The organism is Mycolicibacterium sp. lyk4-40-TYG-92, from assembly GCF_030209435.1.
In the GTDB taxonomy this organism is placed as follows: Bacteria; Actinomycetota; Actinomycetes; order Mycobacteriales; family Mycobacteriaceae; genus Mycobacterium.
The window spans coordinates 544,094-559,716 of sequence record NZ_JARVRX010000001.1; the positions used below are offsets into that span (position 1 = coordinate 544,094).

A 15,623-nucleotide genomic window follows, 5' to 3' on the forward strand; every position below is an offset into this window, starting at 1 on the left:
CGCAGGGGTTGTTACAGAGTGCAAAATTTGTAACACTGTTCCGCATGACCGAACTTGCGGAACAGTCTGAGCTGGTCGACGGGGCCAGCGGAGCGACGGAAAAAGCCGACGCGCTGCCACTGGGGCCGGACTCGCTGGTGTGGAAGTACTTCGGCGACAACCGGATGTACCTGATCGGCCCGCGGCCGGCGGTGCTGCAGAACATGCTCGCCCAGCTCGGTCAGGGTGTGCTGGACCATTCGGTGTTCTTCGCCGACACCTCGGCGCGGATCAAGCGCTCGCTGCCGCCGATCTTCCGCACCGTCTACGGCACCGACAACGCCAATACCGGCACCCAGGTCCGCGACTTCCACCGCGAGATCAAAGGCGATATGCCCGACGGCAGCCGCTACCACGCGCTCGACCCGGAGACCTACTACTGGGCGCACGCGACGTTCGTCGAGCAGGTGCTGTATTTCGCGGACACCTTCGTCAAGCGGCTGACCGATGCCGAGAAGGAACAGATCTACCTCGAGTCCAAGACCTGGTACCGCCGCTACGGCGTCAGTGACCGGCCGATGCCGGCCACCTACGCCGAATTCGAGGAGTACTGGGAGCGGATGCTGAACGACGTTGCGGTGCCGCACAAGACGGCGCGGTACGGCGTCGGCTATGTGACCAAGGGCTTTCCGGCGCCCAAGGCCGTCAACCCGGCGGTGTGGCGTGTTATCGCCGTGGTGTTCAACCCCGTCGCGGCGTTCCTGACCACCGGTGGACTCCCGCCGCGAGCGCGGGACCTGCTGGAGCTGCCCTGGTCCGACCGGCAAGAGCGTGCCTACCAGTTGTTCGCCGCCGCCTGGCGCACCAGGCCGGTGAACTGGGTGTGGGACCGGTTGCCGATGTCGTTGCGGTACAACAAATTTGCGCAGCAGGGGTACGCGCGTGCCCGCTGACGCGACGGCCGCCATCCTCGACGCCGCGCTCGTCGAGTTCGAGCAACACGGCTTCCGTCGGGTTGCCCTCGACGACGTGGCGCGCCGCGCCGGCGTCAGCCGCACCACCATCTACCGGCGGTTCGCGAACCGCGACGAACTGGTGGCCGCCGTCGTCGAACGCGAGAACGTGGTGCTGTTCGACGACATCGCCAATGAGCTGAAAACCGCTGGACCGCAATCGAATTTGTACGTCGAGGCGTTCACCCTGTCGATCCTGCGCTTCCGCCGGCACCGCGTGTTGAACCGGATGATGACCGACGAACCCGCGCTCGTCATCGAACTCATGCAACGGCATTACGGGGCGGCGGTCGGCCGGATGGCGGCGGCGCTGCGCGTGATCTTCCCGGACGGTTTCGCCGACCGGATCGGCGAGCAGGCGGTCAACGACCTGGCCGACACCATCCTGCGCTACGCCGCGATGGTGCTGCTGCTGCCCAGCGTCGAGTCACTGGACAGTGCCGATGAGATTCGCGGTTTTGCCGCAAGGCATTTCGTGCCCAGTCTGCCGCCGGCGTTGCGAGATCAGCCGGCCCGGCCGTCCGCCGGGTCGGTGCGATAGAGCGGCGGGGTCGAGGGCTGGTTGACAGCGCGGTCGAATCGGGCGTGTACTGGATATCGGGGATAGGTGAGGTCGGAAAATGACCGTCCACGATGTCGATGACATGATCGTTTCGGCTGCCGCGCTTGTGCGGCTCTGATGTCCGCGGTGAAGCTCTGCGTGGCGCTGAGGCAGTTTCTGGTGACCGGCGAACCCGCGGCGAGCCGAGCAGCCGACGTGCGCCGGGCCGCCGAGAAGATCCGCCGCCGAGTCCGGTTCGCCGACTGCTGCCGTGACAACCGGCTGGCACACCAACGGCGGTGCGATCGCCCTGGCGCCGGCTGCGCGCTGCACCCCACCGGCTCGCCTACGGACTAGCCCGCACGCAGACCTGTTCGCGCGCAACGCGATCCGGCAGCGCGAGGGTGAAGATGGTGCGCAGGGTGCGGAGATATTGAAGAGCGAGTGGTCCGGTGGTGTAGGGCAGGCCGAATCGAGCGCACACGGCCCGAACCTGAACGGCGATCTCGGCATAGCGGTTGCTCGGAAGGTCGGGGAACAGGTGATGCTCGATCTGGTAGCAGAGGTTTCCGCTGAGAAACGCCAACACGGGCCCCGCGTGGAAATTCGCGGTGCCCAACATCTGGCGTAGATACCATTCGGGTTTGGTCTCGCCGGCCAAAGCTGCGGGCGTGAATTTCTGTGTGCCATCGGCGAAATGACCGCAACAGATCACCACGTAGGCCCAGACGTTGCGTACCAGGTTGGCGACCGCATTCGCGGTGATTGTCCGGCGCCACCGGCGAACGCTCAGCGCGGGGAAGAACAGATAGTCCTTTCCGGCCTGGCGGGCGATCTTGCGGATCAGCGCCCGGGTGTGGGCGGATTTCTCGGCACCGGTGGCCGCGGCTCTTTGCCCGGACTCCCAGCCCTGCAGTGCGATGCCCCATTCGAACATGGCAGCCAGCAAGATGTTTCGCAGCGGCTGCAGCAGATTGCCAGGTCCCCACGGTTGGTCCGGGGTGACCCGCATGATGCCGTACCCGAGATCGTCATCCATGCCGATCACGTTGGTGAACACGTGGTGGCGGTAGTTGTGGGCATAGCGCCACTGCGCGGAGGCGGCGGCCATGTCCCACTCCCACGTGCTCGAGTGGATCTCCGGGTCGTTCATCCAATCCCACTGACCGTGACAAATGTTGTGGCCGAGTTCCATGTTCTCGATGGCCTTGGCCGTGGCCAATGCGGTGGTGCCGAGCGTGGACCCGACCTTGCCGCGGCTGACGGCGATGACCAGCCGGGCGGACAGTTCCAGGCAGCGCTGAAACACGATGGTGCGCACGATGTATGCCCGGTCGGATGCGCCACGCGAATTCTCGACGTCGCGACGGATGTCGTCCAGCGCGGCTCCCAGTGCGTCCAGGTCTGCCACGCTGAGATGGGCGTATTCAGCTACTTGGGTGATCGCCATCCGGATCACCTCCATTCAAGGTGGTTATGGTGACTCGGCCACAGGCCGGGGTACACCGAATCGGGCACCCAGCCCGCTGAGCAAGATGTCGAGTCCCCGGTCGAGCTCGGCCCGCCCGTCGTAGCGGGCCCAGGTCGGGGCGAGGTTTCGCAAGTGGGGGAATTCGTCGATCGGGAGCCGGTACAGCCCGAGCCGCAACACGTGATCGGTTTCCTCGGGACGTTCGACGATCTCCTGCAGTTCGGTCAGGACATGGCCGTAGAGGAACCCGAACAGCGTCCGGTACATATGCAGCGCGTCGTCTCCGCTGAAACCCGCCGTGGTCAGGAGTGTGAGCACCTCTTCGAGGTGCCGCAGGATTCCCGGTGGCCGCATCCCGAGCGGTGTGGACAGGGGACGGGTGACCAACAACGGCACCACATTGGGGTGCGCGCGCGCCAGGTCGCGGAAGTCGTGGCCGAGTTGACGTAAGGCGGCAGCCCAGTCCGTCGCCGGCGTCTCCAGTGACAGCTGCTCGAAGATCATCTCGACCACACCGTCGAGCACCGCCGCTTTGTTCGACACATGCCGGTAGAGCACCATCGGGTCGCGGCCCACCGCCTCGCCCAGGCGGCGCATCGACAGTGCGTCGACGCCATCACGGTCGATGATTTCCAGGGCGCTGGTCAGCACCGCCGCGCGGGTGATCGGCCGGCTCGCGCCATCTCCGGTGATCGAGGCGGTGCCCTGGGTCGCGCGCCCCGGACGCGTGGGATCTTTCGGCGGTGGCGTCATGGCTGAAGCACCGCTCCTGGAACGCATCTCTCCGGCATCGCTCCAGTGTAAGCCTATAACGTAGGTCTACGCTGTTGACATTGGTGCGAATAGGGCGTCTACTGGACGTACAGCACCGGATTGAGGCGCCGTCATGATCGTCATCGTTGGATCGGCCGTGGTGCTTGTGGCGGTGGACGTGGGTCCGGTGAGACCCACGGCAGATTGCCGATGATGCGGGTACGCGTGCGCGTCCCGGCCGCCAACCCTTAGGAGCCGAAATGGCTACCAGTAAAACAGTTTTCACGGCTCTCGTGGTCTTCGTGGCGATGGTCCTCATCGCGGGTTTCGCGTGGACCGCGGGCAGCAACCGCAACAAGCATCGTGCTGCGTCACCCAGAGCGCAGCCGGAGTCGACGCCGGCTGATGTCGGCGATGACCGCCCGGCATCCACCACAGCGGGGCGTCAGTCCGCGCTGGACAGCTCAACGACCCAGTGGGATCGCGCCGACACCAGAGAAGTAACGAAAGGAACGTCGCCATGACGCCACAAACTCGCAAGAACGACCAGAACGGCACCGTGCCTGCGCACACGCCGAGGTTGCGGTTGAAAGCCAAAGCGCCGCATGGCGGATACGTTGACGGGGCATGGTGGCCGCACAGCGACGATCTCGCCGGCGAGCTGCCGGATCTGTTGGCGGTGCTGTCGGTGCGGCTGGGCCGCATCGATCGCGTGTCGTATCGCCTGGGCGCCTGGGCGAATGCACCGCGCAAACTCACCACGGGTGGTCGCGCGGTACGCCTGGACGGATACCGGCTGCAGCCGCGCAACACCATTGAGGTTCGCGGCCTCGACGACGACCGTGACCGCCTGATACTGCTGGTGATCCCGCCACGCACGGACCCTGACGACGCCCACACCACGATGATGGCCGCGGCCCAGTCGGACAACGGTGCCACCATCGACGGGCTGCTCATGATCAGTCCGCAAGACCGCGACAGGCGCGCCGAGGCGGCCACCGCACAACAGCGTTGGCAGTCGGAAGGCGAGACGGTTGCCCGTCCTGAGGTGGCGCAGGTCGCCGGCTGAGGTCCGCACCGCGACCGTGACACCCGGTCGAAACTCAGTGCGTGATCGCCTTTTCCGCGCCTACCCCGGTTAGTGACCGCACTTCCATTTCGGCGTCGATTTCGGGATTCCCGGTGTCGGACGAGGTGAGCGTGCCGACGATGCCGAGGGCGAACGCCAGCGGGATGGACACGATGCCCGGGTTGGCCAGCGGGAAGAACGCGAAGTCCGCATCGGGGATCATCGCGGTCTTGCTGCCCGACACCGCGGGGGAGAACACGATCAACACGATGGTCGAGATCAGGCCGCCGTACATGCTCCACAGCGCGCCGCGGGTGTTGAACCGCTTCCAGTACAGCGAGTACAGGATCGTGGGCAGGTTGGCGGCGGCCGCCACGGCGAACGCCAGCGCCACCAGGAACGCCACGTTCTGACCGTTGGCCAGGATGCCGAGGCCGATCGCGAACACGCCCAGCACGACCGCGGTGATCCGGGACACCCGCACCTGCTCCTGCTCGGTCACGTTGTGCGACTTGAGGACTGACGCGTAGATGTCGTGCGCGAACGACGCCGACGCCGTGATGGTCAGGCCTGCGACGACCGCGAGGATCGTCGCGAACGCGACAGCCGAGATGACGCCGAGCAGGACCACCCCGCCGAGTTCGAATGCCAGCAGCGGGGCCGCGGAGTTGACGCCCCCGGCCGCCTTGAGAATCCGGTCGGGGCCGACGAGCGCGGCGGCTCCGTAGCCGAGCACCAGCGTGAACAGGTAGAAGGCGCCGATCAGTGCGATAGCCCAAACCACCGACCGCCGAGCCTCTTTCGCGGTCGGCACGGTGTAGAAGCGCATCAGCACGTGTGGCAGGCCCGCGGTGCCGAGCACCAATGCCAACGCCAGTGAGATGAAGTTGATCTTCGAGGTGAGCGAACCGCCGTACTGCGCACCGGGGGCCAGCACATCGCGGCTGGAGACGCCCTTGGTGGTGGCGTGCGAGATCGCCGACTGCGCCGAGCCGAGGATGTCGGAGAAATTGAACCCGAACTTGCTCAGCACCATGACGGTCATCAGGGCGGCGCCCGTGATCAGCAGTACGGCCTTGATGATCTGCACCCACGTGGTGCCCTTCATGCCGCCGACCAGCACGTAGACGATCATCAGGACGCCGACGACGGCGATCACGATCGACTGGCCGCCGCGGCTCTTCACGTCGAGCAACAGGGCGACCAGGCCGCCCGCCCCGGCCATCTGGGCCAGGAGGTAGAACAGCGACACCGTCAGCGTCGAGGTGGCCGCCGCCAACCGGACCGGGCGCTGCCGGAGCCGGAAGCTCAGCACGTCGGCCATGGTGAATCTGCCTGTGTTGCGCAGCAATTCGGCGACCAGCAGCAGCGCTACGAGCCAGGCGACCAGGAAGCCGATGGAGTACAGGAAGCCGTCATAGCCGTAGACGGCGATGGCACCGGCGATGCCGAGGAAGCTCGCGGCCGACAGGTAGTCCCCGGCGATGGCAATGCCGTTCTGCGGGCCGGAGAAACCGCGGCCGCCGGTGAAGAACTCGTCGGCGGTGGCGTTGCGCTTGCTGGCCTTGATGACCACGACCATCGTCACGACGACGAACACGCTGAAGATGCCGATGTTGGCGGCGGGATTGCCGACGGTTGCGGCGGCGAGCACCGTGTTGTTCATCAGGCGCCCTCGAGTTCTTCCCGGATGGCCGCAGCCCGCGGGTCGAGTTCCCGGCCCGCGAAGCGCACGTACAGCCCGGTGATCACGAACGTGGTCAGGAACTGGCCCAGCCCGATCAGCAGTCCGACGTTGATGTTGCCGAACACCCGGATGGCCATGAAGTCATGGGCGAAGGCGCCCAGCGCGACGTAGAGGCCGTACCACAGCAGGAAGAACGCCGTCATCGGAAACACGAAGCGGCGCAGCCTGGTTCGCAATGCCTGGAACTCGGGGCTGGCCTGCATGGCGAGGAACTGCTCCCCGGTGGGGGCAACCCTCTCGGGACGGTCGGTTTCGGGCACCGAGGGCTCCTGACAGTTGGCTGTGAGGGTGGATCGGGCATGAACCTAATTGAGAGCTGGGTCACTCGCGACCGGTATCGCGTTCTGTTCACCGAATTCGGTCGCCGCGGCGCTGCGCTACGGTCGGCCGCAGCGACCTCGAGAGAAAGGCCCAGAGATGACCAGCGAGCGAGCTTCGGCATTCGACGCCGGAATCACCACCCGCCGCCAGGTGATGGGCGACGAGTTCGTCGACCGCGCACTGGCTCGCACCGCCGGCACCGAGTCGGAACCGATCCAGCGCTTCGTCACCGAGCATGTCTGGGATGCGGTGTGGAACCGTCCGGGCCTGAGCCGTCGCGACCGCAGCCTGCTCAACCTCGGCATGCTGACGGCGCTGCGCGCCCACGAGGAACTCGCCGGACACGTCCGGGGCGGCCTCAACAACGGCCTCACCCGGGATGAGATCGTCGAGGCGATAATCCACGCCACGGGCTACTGCGGGGCACCCGCGGCGCTGAGCGCGATGCGGGTCGTCCAGCAGGTGCTCGACGAGACGCGCCCGGACTAGGCCCGGCGCAACAGCACCGCCTGCTCGAAAGGCAAGCGCGGGAACACCTTACGCAGCGATCCGGTGATGAGCGGGGCGGCGTCCTCCTTGCTCACCACGCGTGGGTCGACGACGTTGTACGTCTGACCACGCCGGGTGAGCTTGCCGCCGCCGGACTTGGTGATGTTCTTGAGCCAGTCACGGTCGGGGCCGTAGGTCAGCAGGACGGCGAAGCCGTCGGCGGTGGTGAACACCGTCAGCGGCGTGCGGAACGTCTTGCCGGACTTGCGCCCGACGTGCTCGAGGATGCCGAAGGTCGGCGCGCGGCCGGCCCACAGCCGTTGGATGGGGTTGGTGACCCGGCGATTGAATCGTGCGACCGACTGCGGAATCTGCATGTCCCCATCGTGCGCCATCGTGGTTGGGGCGGCCAGGGGAGCGAGTAAAGTTACCGACCGGTAGCGGCGACGACGTGGTGTCGCACACCAGCCCGTAACCCGCTGATCCCATCTTCGAGGAGGAATGCATGCCTGCGCCCGCCAACGCTGACGCCCGCCGGATCTATGACCTGGAGCGCAGCCGCGTATTCCACTCGTGGTCGGCCCAGGGGAAGCTCGACCCGATGGTGTTCACCGGCGCCGAGGGCAGCTACCTCATCGACGGTGACGGCAACCGTCTCCTCGACTTCTCGAGCCAGCTCGTCTACACCAACATCGGTCACCAGCACCCCAAGGTCGTCGCCGCCATTGCCGAGCAGGCCGCCAAGCTGTGCACCATCGCGCCGCAGCACGCCAACGAGGCCCGTGCCACGGCCGCCGACCTGATCTGTCAGGTCGCTCCCGAGGGCTTCAACCGGGTGTTCTTCACCAACGGCGGCGCGGACGCCGTCGAGCACGCCATCCGCATGGCCCGCGTGTACTCCGGCCGCTACAAGACACTGTCGACGTACCGCAGCTACCACGGCGGTACCGCGCTGACGGTGAACCTGACCGGCGACGTCCGCCGCTGGGGCAACGACTACGGCACCGAGGGCACCACGCACTTCTTCGGCCCGTTCCTGTACCGCAGCCAGTTCAACTCGCTGACGCAGGAGGAAGAGTCCGAGCGCGCGCTGGCGCACCTGCGGTCGGTCATCGAGTTCGAGGGCCCGACCGCGTTCGCGGCGATCATCCTCGAGTCGGTGCCCGGCACCGTCGGCATCATGCCGCCGCCGCCCGGCTACCTGCAGGGCGTGCGCGAGCTGTGCGACCAGTACGGCATCGTGATGATCCTCGATGAGGTCATGGCCGGCTTCGGCCGCACCGGCAAGTGGTTCGCGCTGGACAACTACGGCGTCACCCCAGACCTCATCACGTTCGCCAAGGGCGTCAACTCCGGTTATGTCCCGCTCGGCGGCGTCATCGTCAGCGACAAGATCCTCGAGCGCTTCCTGGATCAGCCGTACGGCGGCGGGCTCACCTACTCGGGCCACCCGCTGGCGTGTGCGGCATCCGTCGCGACCATCACCGCGATGCACGACGAGAAGATCGTCGAGAACGCCGAACTGATCGGCACCGACGTCTTCGGTCCGGGCCTGGCGGCGCTGGCCGAGAAGCACGACATCATCGGCGACGTCCGCGGTCTCGGTGTGTTCTGGGCCGTCGAACTGGTCAAGGACCGCGCCACCAAGGAGCCGCTGGCACCGTACGGCGGGTCGTCTCCCGAGATGGGCGCCATCAACGCGCGCGCCAAGCAGAACGGCTTGCTGCTGTTCATGAACTACAACCGCTTCCACCTGGTGCCGCCGTGCAACATCAGCATCGACGACGCCAAGCGCGGGCTGGACATTCTGGACGATGCGCTGAGCGCGGTATAGCCATAGGCTTTTGGCCATGGCCTACCTCAAGCCGCCGTGGTTCGTCGTCAAGGTCTTCAACCCGATTGCGCGGCTGACCGGTATCGGTGGCAGCCAGACGCTGACGGTCACCCGAAGCTCGAATCATCTGCCGCAGCGCATCCCGGTCGTCGTACCGGAGGTCGACGGGGTGAAGTACCTGGTGTCGACGCGCGGTGAGTCGGCGTGGGTGAAGAACGTCCGGGAGAACCCGGTGGTGGCGTTGGGTAAGAAGAACTACCTGGCCAGTGAGGTACCGGTCGCGGACCGGGCGCCCATCATCGCGGCGTACCGGCCGCTGGCCGGCAAGGTGGTCGAGCAGTATTGGCGCGAGCTGCCCGACGATGCCGACCACCCGGTCTTCAAGCTGACGCCGCAGCAGTAGGCGGCGGCCGCAGTGGCGGGCAGCGACGGCTCGCGAGCGTAACGCCGTGGCGGAGAATCGGCCGTTTTTCCGCCCTCCGGTTACATTCGCGACGGCTCGTCGGTGGCCGGCGCCCGTCATCGGGCCGCTGTCACCGGCCCCCTCCTACACCCTGTAGTTGGTGCTGCGGCAGCGGGCTGGGACACTGGTGGCCATGCGCTCTACCGACGTCTCCGCGAAACTGTTCGCCGACGCGTCGACCGTGATCCCCGGCGGGGTCAACTCGCCTGTGCGGGCCTTCAGCTCGGTCGGCGGTACCCCTCGCTTCATCACCTCGGCCAACGGCTACTGGCTGACCGACGCCGACGGCAACCGCTACGTCGATCTGGTGTGCTCGTGGGGGCCGATGATCCTGGGCCACGCGCACCCCGCCGTGGTCGAGGCTGTGCAGGCCACCGCGGTGAACGGCCTGTCGTTCGGCGCGCCGACGCCCGCCGAGACCGACCTGGCCAAAGAGATCATCGACCGGGTGGCTCCTGTCGACCTGCTCCGCTTCGTGAACTCCGGCACCGAGGCGACCATGAGCGCCATCCGGCTGGCCCGCGGCTTCACCGGCCGGCCCAAGATCATCAAGTTCTCCGGCTGTTACCACGGCCACAGTGACGCGCTGCTGGCCGACGCCGGCTCGGGCGTCGCCACGCTGGGGCTGCCGTCGTCGCCGGGTGTCACCGGCGCGGCCGCCGCCGACACCATCGTGCTGCCGTACAACGATGTCGAGGCAGTGCGCCAGGCATTCGCCGCGGCCGGCGACCAGATCGCCTGCGTCATCACCGAGGCGAGCCCGGGCAACATGGGCACCGTCGCGCCGGCCGCGGGCTACAACGCCGCGCTGCGGCAGATCACGGCCGAGCACGGCGCGCTGCTCATCATCGACGAGGTCATGACGGGCTTCCGCGTCAGCCGTGGCGGCTGGTACGGCCTCGACCCGGTCGCCGCCGACCTGTTCACCTTCGGCAAGGTCATGAGCGGCGGCCTGCCCGCCGCCGCGTTCGGTGGCCGCGCCGAGGTGATGGAACGGCTGGCCCCGCTCGGGCCGGTGTACCAGGCCGGCACGCTGTCCGGGAACCCGGTCGCGATGGCCGCGGGTCTGGCCACGCTGCGCGCCGCCGACGACGCGGTGTACGCCGCCCTGGACCGTAACGCAGACCGGCTGTCGGGGCTCTTGTCTCAAGCGCTCACCGAAGCGTCTGTCGCGCACCGGATTTCACGCGCCGGGAACTTCCTGACGGTGTTCTTCGGCGATGCGCCCGTCACCGACTTCGCGTCCGCCAAGGCCACCGAGACCTGGCGCTACCCGGCGTTCTTCCACGCCCTGCTGGACGCCGGGGTCTACCCGCCGTGCAGCGCCTTCGAAACCTGGTTCGTCTCGGCCGCACTCGACGACGCTGCGTTCGACCGGATCGCCGACGCGCTGCCCGCCGCCGCGCAGGCCGCCGCCCAAGCTCAGGAGCCCGCATGACCGACAAGACGATCGTGCACGTGATGCGGCACGGCGAGGTCCACAACCCGGACAAGATCCTGTACGGCCGCAAGCCCAACTTCCATCTGTCCGAGCGTGGACAGGCGCAGGCGGAGGCCGTCGCCGGCTGGCTGGCCGAGCGCGACATCGTCTACGTCGTGGCGTCGCCGCTGGAGCGCGCGCAGGAGACCGCGACGCCCATCGCGGCCCGGCACGGCCTGCCCATCGACACCGATCCCGAGCTCATCGAGTCGACGAATGTGTTTGAGGGACAGCGAGTCTCGCCGGGTGACGGGGCCCTGCGCGACCCGCGGAACTGGTGGCACCTGCGCGACCCCAAGACCCCGTCGTGGGGCGAGCCGTACAAGCACATCGCGGAACGGATGACCGGCGCCGTGGACCGCGCCCGGATCAAGGGCATGGGGCACGAGGCGGTGTGCGTCAGCCATCAGCTGCCGGTGGAGACGCTGCGGCGCGCGATGCTCGGCAAGAACCTGCACCACTTCCCGACGAAGCGGATGTGCAACCTGGCGTCGGTGACGTCGTTCTACTTCCATGGCGACCAGATGGTCGGCTGGGGATATTCGGAGCTGGCCGGACAGTGACCTCGTTGGTGGCCCGTGCCGGGGCAGTGATGGCGGCCGTCCTGACGACGGCCGTGCTGCTCGTCGGCTGCTCCACCGGTGACGACGCCGTCGCGCAGGGCGGCACCTTCGAGTTCGTGGCGCCGGGCGGCAAGACCGACATCTTCTACGACCCGCCGGCGAGCCGCGGCAAGCCGGGCGCGGTGCGCGGTCCGTCGCTCACGGATCCCTCGAAAACCCTGTCGCTGGAGGACTTTTCGGATCAGGTCGTGGTGATCAACGTGTGGGGCCAGTGGTGTGGCCCGTGCCGCTCGGAGATCGCCGAGCTCGAGAAGGTGTACGCCACAAGGAGTCGCGGCGTGGCTTTTCTAGGCATCGACGTGCGCGACAACAACCGGCAGGCCGCGGTCGACTTCGTCGTCGACCACAAGGTGACGTTCCCGTCCATCTATGACCCGGCCATGCGCACCATGATCGCGTTCGGCGGCAAGTACCCGACGACGGTCATCCCGTCGACGCTGGTGCTGGACCGTCAGCACCGGGTGGCCGCGGTGTTCCTGCGGGAGCTGCTGGCCGATGACCTCGAGCCCGTCGTCGAGCGGCTCGCCAAAGAGGGCAAGGCATGAACTCCTTCACCGAAACCGCAGCGGCCGGACCGCTGTTGGTGGCCTTGGGGGTGAGCGTGCTGGCCGGGCTCGTGTCGTTCGCGTCGCCGTGCGTGGTGCCGCTGGTGCCTGGGTATCTGTCGTATCTGGCCGCGGTGGTCGGTGTGGATGAATCGGAAGTCACTGCCGGGTCTACGAAAGTCCGCACCGCGCGCTGGCGCGTGGCCGGCGCGGCGGCGTTGTTCGTCGCGGGCTTCACCGCGGTGTTCCTGATGGGCGCGGTCGCGGTGCTCGGTCTGACCACGACGCTCATCGCCAATCAGCTTCTGCTGCAACGCATCGGTGGCGTCATCACGGTGCTGATGGGCCTGGTGTTCATCGGGCTGGTGCCGGCGCTGCAGCGTCAGGTGCGGTTCACGCCGCGCCAGGTGTCGACGGTCGTCGGGGCCCCCTTGTTGGGTGCGGTGTTCGGGCTGGGCTGGACGCCGTGCCTGGGGCCGACACTCACCGGCGTCATCGCAGTGGCCTCCGCCAGTGACGGCGCCAGCGTCGCCCGCGGCATCGCGCTCGTCGTCGCGTACTGCCTGGGTCTCGGAATCCCGTTCGTGCTCTTGGCCTTCGGGTCGGCCCGCGCCGTGCAAGGGCTGGGCTGGCTGCGTCGGCACACCCGCGCCATCCAGATCTTCGGCGGCCTGCTGCTGATCGTCGTCGGCACCGCGCTCGTCACCGGCGTGTGGAACGACTTCACCTCGTGGGTGCGCGACGCCTTCGTCAGCAACGTGAGGCTCCCGATCTGATGGCACGTGTTTTCGCGCTGTTCCGCAACACCTGGCGGACGCTGACGTCGATGGGCACCGCGCTGGTGCTGCTGTTCCTGCTGGCCCTCGGTGCCATCCCGGGCGCGCTGCTGCCGCAGCGTTCCCTCAACGCCGGCAAGGTCGACGAGTACCTGGCGCAGCATCCGACGATCGGGCCGTGGCTCGACAAGGTGCAGGCGTTCTCGGTGTTCTCGAGCTTCTGGTTCACGTCGATCTACGTGCTGCTGTTCATCTCGCTCGTCGGCTGCCTGACGCCGCGCATGATCGAGCACATCCGCAGCCTGCGCGCCGTCCCGGTGCCCGCGCCGCGGAACCTCGCGCGGCTGCCCAAGCACGCCGCAGCCACCGTCCCGGGCGAGCCGGACGCGGTCGCCGCGCAGGTGACCACACGGCTCAAGGGCTGGCGCCAGACCACCCGCACGCTGGACGATGGCACGCGCGAAATCTCGGCCGAGAAGGGCTACCTGCGCGAGTTCGGCAACATCGTCTTCCACTTCTCGCTGCTGGGCCTGCTGGTGGCCATCGCGTTCGGCAAGATGTTCGGCTACGAGGGCAACGTCATCGTCATCGCCGACGGCGGGCCCGGGTTCTGTTCGGCCTCGCCGGCCGCGTTCGACTCGTTCCGCGCCGGCAACGTCGTCGACGGCACCGCACTGCACCCCAGTTGCCTGCGCGTGCACGACTTCGATGCCCGCTACCTGCCGAGCGGGCAGGCCACGGCGTTCGCGGCGAACATCGACTACCAGGACGGCGCCGACCTCGTCAGCGGCACCTGGCGGCCGTACCGGCTGGAGGTCAATCACCCCCTGCGGATCGGCGGCGAACGCATCTACCTGCAGGGCCACGGCTACGCGCCGACCTTCACCGTCACGTTCCCGAACGGCCAGACCCGCACGTCGACGGTGCAGTGGAAGCCCGAGAACGCCCTGACGCTGCTGTCCTCGGGCGTCGCGCGCGTCGACCCGCCGGGCGGCAGCTATCCCGACGACCGCGAGCGGCGCAAGCACCAGATCGCCATCCAGGGGCTTTTCGCCCCGACCGCCGAACTCGACGGCAAGCTGCTGTCCTCGAGCTTCCCGGCGATGAACGCGCCCGCGGTCGCCATCGACATCTACCGCGGTGACAGCGGCCTGGACAGCGGTAAGCCGCAGTCGCTGTTCTCGCTGGACCCGGGCCTCATCGAGCAGAAGCGGCTCACCAAGCAGGCGCGCGTCAACCTCAAGGCCGGCGAGCAGACGAAGCTGGACGACGGCACCGTCATCAAGTTCGACGGCGCGGTGCCGTTCATCAACGTGCAGGTGTCCCACGACCCGGCGCAGGTGTGGGTACTGGTGTTCGCGCTGACGATGATGGCCGGGCTGCTGGTGTCGTTGGTGGTGCGGCGCCGCCGCGTTTGGATTCGGATCGTGTCGGCCGGGCCGGGTACCGTCAACGTCGAGCTCGGCGGCCTGGCACGTACGGACAACTCGGGGTGGGGCGACGAGTTCGAGAAGCTCACAGAGCGGTTGATTGAGGACAAGCGATGAATACAGAGCACATCGACATCGACCTGGCCCGGTACTCGGACTGGGCGTTCTTCAGTTCCTGGACGGTGCTGTGCCTGGCTTTCGTCTTGCTGGCCGTCGAACTGGCGTCGAGCCGTGGCCGGAAGGTCGAGACCCGGGAGCTGGTCGGCGCGGGCGTGGGCGCCAACAGCGCCACCCCCGGCGTGATCGTCGACGAACCCACCCGCACGGTTGACGAGCGGATCGGCCGCGTCGGGCTGGCGCTCGTGTACGTCGGCATCGCGATGCTCTTCGTCTGCATCGTGCTGCGCGGCCTGGCCACCATGCGCGTGCCGTGGGGCAACATGTACGAGTTCATCAACCTGACCAGCTTCTGCGGGTTGGTCGCCGCCTCGATCGTGCTGCGCAAGCCGCAATACCGCGCGCTGTGGGTCTTCGTCCTGGTGCCCGAACTGATCCTGCTGGCGGTGTCGGTCAAGTACCTGTACACCAACGCTGCCCCGGTGATGCCCGCGCTGCAGTCGTACTGGCTGCCCATCCACGTCTCGGTGGTCAGCCTGGGTTCCGGCGTCTTCCTGGTCGCGGGTGTGGCGAGCATTCTCTTCCTGCTCAAGATGTCGCCGCTGGCTCTTCAGGACAACGGGTTCGGCCGGATGATCCAGCGGCTGCCGGATGCGCAGACCCTGGACCGCATCGCCTACCGGACCACGATCTTCGCGTTCCCGATCTTCGGATTCGGCGTCATCTTCGGCGCCATCTGGGCCGAGGAGGCGTGGGGCCGCTACTGGGGTTGGGACCCCAAGGAGACGGTGTCGTTCGTCGCGTGGGTCGTCTATGCCGCGTACCTGCACGCCCGGTCCACCGCAGGCTGGCGTGACAAGAAGGCCGCGTGGATCAACGTCGTCGGCTTCGTCGCGATGGTTTTCAACCTGTTCTTCATCAACCTGGTGACCGTCGGCCTGCACTCGTACGCCGGCGTCGGCTGAGCCGGAC

18 protein-coding genes are annotated in these 15,623 nt (G+C 67.4%); 13 read left to right on the forward strand and 5 right to left on the reverse strand.

The genetic code is table 11. The features are described from left to right. The first annotated feature begins 44 nt into the window (after positions 1-44). Positions 45-932: an oxygenase MpaB family protein gene (locus QRN63_RS02680; RefSeq protein WP_285029084.1), complete on the forward strand. Its 888-nt coding sequence runs from the start codon at positions 45-47 to the stop codon at positions 930-932. Further along, positions 922-1,533, forward strand: a complete 612-nt coding sequence (locus tag QRN63_RS02685) for a TetR/AcrR family transcriptional regulator (RefSeq protein WP_267318801.1) — start codon at positions 922-924, stop codon at positions 1,531-1,533. The genes QRN63_RS02680 and QRN63_RS02685 overlap by 11 nt, the downstream gene beginning before the upstream one ends. A gap of 346 nt (positions 1,534-1,879) precedes the next feature. Here the strand turns inward: QRN63_RS02685 and QRN63_RS02690 are convergent, their stop codons facing one another. Both QRN63_RS02690 and QRN63_RS02695 read right to left on the reverse strand, forming a co-directional pair. Then, on the reverse strand, positions 1,880-2,983 hold the full coding sequence (locus QRN63_RS02690; RefSeq protein ID WP_285029087.1) for a fatty acid desaturase family protein: 1,104 nt from the start codon (positions 2,981-2,983) through the stop codon (positions 1,880-1,882). 24 nt (positions 2,984-3,007) lie between these two features. Beyond that, on the reverse strand, positions 3,008-3,757 hold the full coding sequence (locus QRN63_RS02695; RefSeq protein WP_285029089.1) for a TetR/AcrR family transcriptional regulator: 750 nt from the start codon (positions 3,755-3,757) through the stop codon (positions 3,008-3,010). 260 nt (positions 3,758-4,017) lie between these two features. Here QRN63_RS02695 and QRN63_RS02700 point away from each other — a divergent pair, with 260 nt between their 5' ends. Together QRN63_RS02700 and QRN63_RS02705 are read left to right on the forward strand one after the other, a co-directional pair. Next, entirely contained in the window at positions 4,018-4,281 is a 264-nt protein-coding gene (locus tag QRN63_RS02700; RefSeq protein ID WP_267318804.1) for a hypothetical protein, read from the forward strand. Continuing rightward, complete coding sequence (locus tag QRN63_RS02705; RefSeq protein WP_285029091.1) at positions 4,278-4,826, forward strand: DUF5994 family protein; 549 nt, start codon at positions 4,278-4,280, stop codon at positions 4,824-4,826. The genes QRN63_RS02700 and QRN63_RS02705 overlap by 4 nt, the downstream gene beginning before the upstream one ends. A gap of 34 nt (positions 4,827-4,860) precedes the next feature. On the opposite strand, the gene QRN63_RS02710 is transcribed toward QRN63_RS02705, so the two are convergent. Together QRN63_RS02710 and QRN63_RS02715 are read right to left on the reverse strand one after the other, a co-directional pair. Further along, a complete protein-coding gene (locus tag QRN63_RS02710; protein ID WP_267318806.1) occupies positions 4,861-6,492 on the reverse strand; it encodes a monocarboxylic acid transporter in 1,632 nt (543 codons plus the stop codon). Beyond that, positions 6,492-6,833 (reverse strand): DUF485 domain-containing protein, encoded by a 342-nt coding sequence (locus QRN63_RS02715; protein WP_502888069.1) that lies wholly within the window; start codon positions 6,831-6,833, stop codon positions 6,492-6,494. The genes QRN63_RS02710 and QRN63_RS02715 overlap by 1 nt, the downstream gene beginning before the upstream one ends. 157 nt (positions 6,834-6,990) lie before the next feature. On the opposite strand from QRN63_RS02715, the gene QRN63_RS02720 reads away from it, so the two are divergent. Continuing rightward, positions 6,991-7,383, forward strand: a complete 393-nt coding sequence (locus QRN63_RS02720; RefSeq protein ID WP_285029092.1) for a carboxymuconolactone decarboxylase family protein — start codon at positions 6,991-6,993, stop codon at positions 7,381-7,383. Here QRN63_RS02720 and QRN63_RS02725 read toward each other — a convergent pair. Then, complete coding sequence (locus QRN63_RS02725; RefSeq protein ID WP_285029094.1) at positions 7,380-7,760, reverse strand: nitroreductase family deazaflavin-dependent oxidoreductase; 381 nt, start codon at positions 7,758-7,760, stop codon at positions 7,380-7,382. The two genes, QRN63_RS02720 and QRN63_RS02725, sit on opposite strands and share 4 nt — an antisense overlap. A 128-nt stretch (positions 7,761-7,888) precedes the next feature. On the opposite strand from QRN63_RS02725, the gene QRN63_RS02730 reads away from it, so the two are divergent. The 8 genes from QRN63_RS02730 (at position 7,889) to ccsB (ending at position 15,616) form a co-directional block, all read left to right on the forward strand. Then, on the forward strand, positions 7,889-9,217 hold the full coding sequence (locus QRN63_RS02730; RefSeq protein WP_285029096.1) for an aspartate aminotransferase family protein: 1,329 nt from the start codon (positions 7,889-7,891) through the stop codon (positions 9,215-9,217). 16 nt (positions 9,218-9,233) lie between these two features. Further along, positions 9,234-9,620, forward strand: coding sequence for a pyridoxamine 5'-phosphate oxidase family protein (locus QRN63_RS02735; RefSeq protein ID WP_285029097.1), 387 nt, complete (start codon positions 9,234-9,236; stop codon positions 9,618-9,620). Between the two features lie 193 nt (positions 9,621-9,813). Further along, on the forward strand, positions 9,814-11,118 hold the full coding sequence (gene hemL / locus QRN63_RS02740; protein WP_285029099.1) for a glutamate-1-semialdehyde 2,1-aminomutase: 1,305 nt from the start codon (positions 9,814-9,816) through the stop codon (positions 11,116-11,118). Then, positions 11,115-11,723 carry a histidine phosphatase family protein gene (locus QRN63_RS02745; protein WP_267318812.1) on the forward strand — a complete coding sequence of 203 codons (609 nt, stop codon included), beginning with the start codon at positions 11,115-11,117 and terminating at the stop codon, positions 11,721-11,723. Before hemL ends, QRN63_RS02745 begins: the two co-directional genes overlap by 4 nt. 29 nt (positions 11,724-11,752) lie before the next feature. After that, entirely contained in the window at positions 11,753-12,328 is a 576-nt protein-coding gene (locus QRN63_RS02750) for a TlpA family protein disulfide reductase (protein WP_285029676.1), read from the forward strand. Beyond that, complete coding sequence (locus QRN63_RS02755) at positions 12,325-13,104, forward strand: cytochrome c biogenesis CcdA family protein (protein ID WP_267318813.1); 780 nt, start codon at positions 12,325-12,327, stop codon at positions 13,102-13,104. Before QRN63_RS02750 ends, QRN63_RS02755 begins: the two co-directional genes overlap by 4 nt. After that, entirely contained in the window at positions 13,104-14,651 is a 1,548-nt protein-coding gene (gene resB, locus QRN63_RS02760) for a cytochrome c biogenesis protein ResB (RefSeq protein ID WP_285029102.1), read from the forward strand. Before QRN63_RS02755 ends, resB begins: the two co-directional genes overlap by 1 nt. Further along, the gene (gene ccsB / locus QRN63_RS02765; RefSeq protein ID WP_267318815.1) at positions 14,648-15,616 is read left to right on the forward strand and encodes a c-type cytochrome biogenesis protein CcsB; all 969 of its coding nucleotides are present in this window, start codon (positions 14,648-14,650) and stop codon (positions 15,614-15,616) included. Before resB ends, ccsB begins: the two co-directional genes overlap by 4 nt. The last annotated feature ends 7 nt before the right edge of the window (positions 15,617-15,623 follow it).

Bases quoted from the DNA above. Each gene is read 5' to 3' on its own strand.
- QRN63_RS02680 (WP_285029084.1), top strand. From the start codon at position 45: ATGACCGAACTTGCGGAACAGTCTGAGCTGGTCGACGGGGCCAGCGGA.
- QRN63_RS02690 (WP_285029087.1), bottom strand. From the start codon at position 2,983: ATGGCGATCACCCAAGTAGCTGAATACGCCCATCTCAGCGTGGCAGAC.
- QRN63_RS02695 (WP_285029089.1), bottom strand. From the start codon at position 3,757: ATGACGCCACCGCCGAAAGATCCCACGCGTCCGGGGCGCGCGACCCAG.
- QRN63_RS02700 (WP_267318804.1), top strand. From the start codon at position 4,018: ATGGCTACCAGTAAAACAGTTTTCACGGCTCTCGTGGTCTTCGTGGCG.
- QRN63_RS02705 (WP_285029091.1), top strand. From the start codon at position 4,278: ATGACGCCACAAACTCGCAAGAACGACCAGAACGGCACCGTGCCTGCG.
- QRN63_RS02710 (WP_267318806.1), bottom strand. From the start codon at position 6,492: ATGAACAACACGGTGCTCGCCGCCGCAACCGTCGGCAATCCCGCCGCC.
- QRN63_RS02720 (WP_285029092.1), top strand. From the start codon at position 6,991: ATGACCAGCGAGCGAGCTTCGGCATTCGACGCCGGAATCACCACCCGC.
- QRN63_RS02725 (WP_285029094.1), bottom strand. From the start codon at position 7,760: ATGCAGATTCCGCAGTCGGTCGCACGATTCAATCGCCGGGTCACCAAC.
- QRN63_RS02730 (WP_285029096.1), top strand. From the start codon at position 7,889: ATGCCTGCGCCCGCCAACGCTGACGCCCGCCGGATCTATGACCTGGAG.
- QRN63_RS02735 (WP_285029097.1), top strand. From the start codon at position 9,234: ATGGCCTACCTCAAGCCGCCGTGGTTCGTCGTCAAGGTCTTCAACCCG.
- hemL (WP_285029099.1), top strand. From the start codon at position 9,814: ATGCGCTCTACCGACGTCTCCGCGAAACTGTTCGCCGACGCGTCGACC.
- QRN63_RS02745 (WP_267318812.1), top strand. From the start codon at position 11,115: ATGACCGACAAGACGATCGTGCACGTGATGCGGCACGGCGAGGTCCAC.
- QRN63_RS02750 (WP_285029676.1), top strand. From the start codon at position 11,753: ATGGCGGCCGTCCTGACGACGGCCGTGCTGCTCGTCGGCTGCTCCACC.
- QRN63_RS02755 (WP_267318813.1), top strand. From the start codon at position 12,325: ATGAACTCCTTCACCGAAACCGCAGCGGCCGGACCGCTGTTGGTGGCC.
- resB (WP_285029102.1), top strand. From the start codon at position 13,104: ATGGCACGTGTTTTCGCGCTGTTCCGCAACACCTGGCGGACGCTGACG.
- ccsB (WP_267318815.1), top strand. From the start codon at position 14,648: ATGAATACAGAGCACATCGACATCGACCTGGCCCGGTACTCGGACTGG.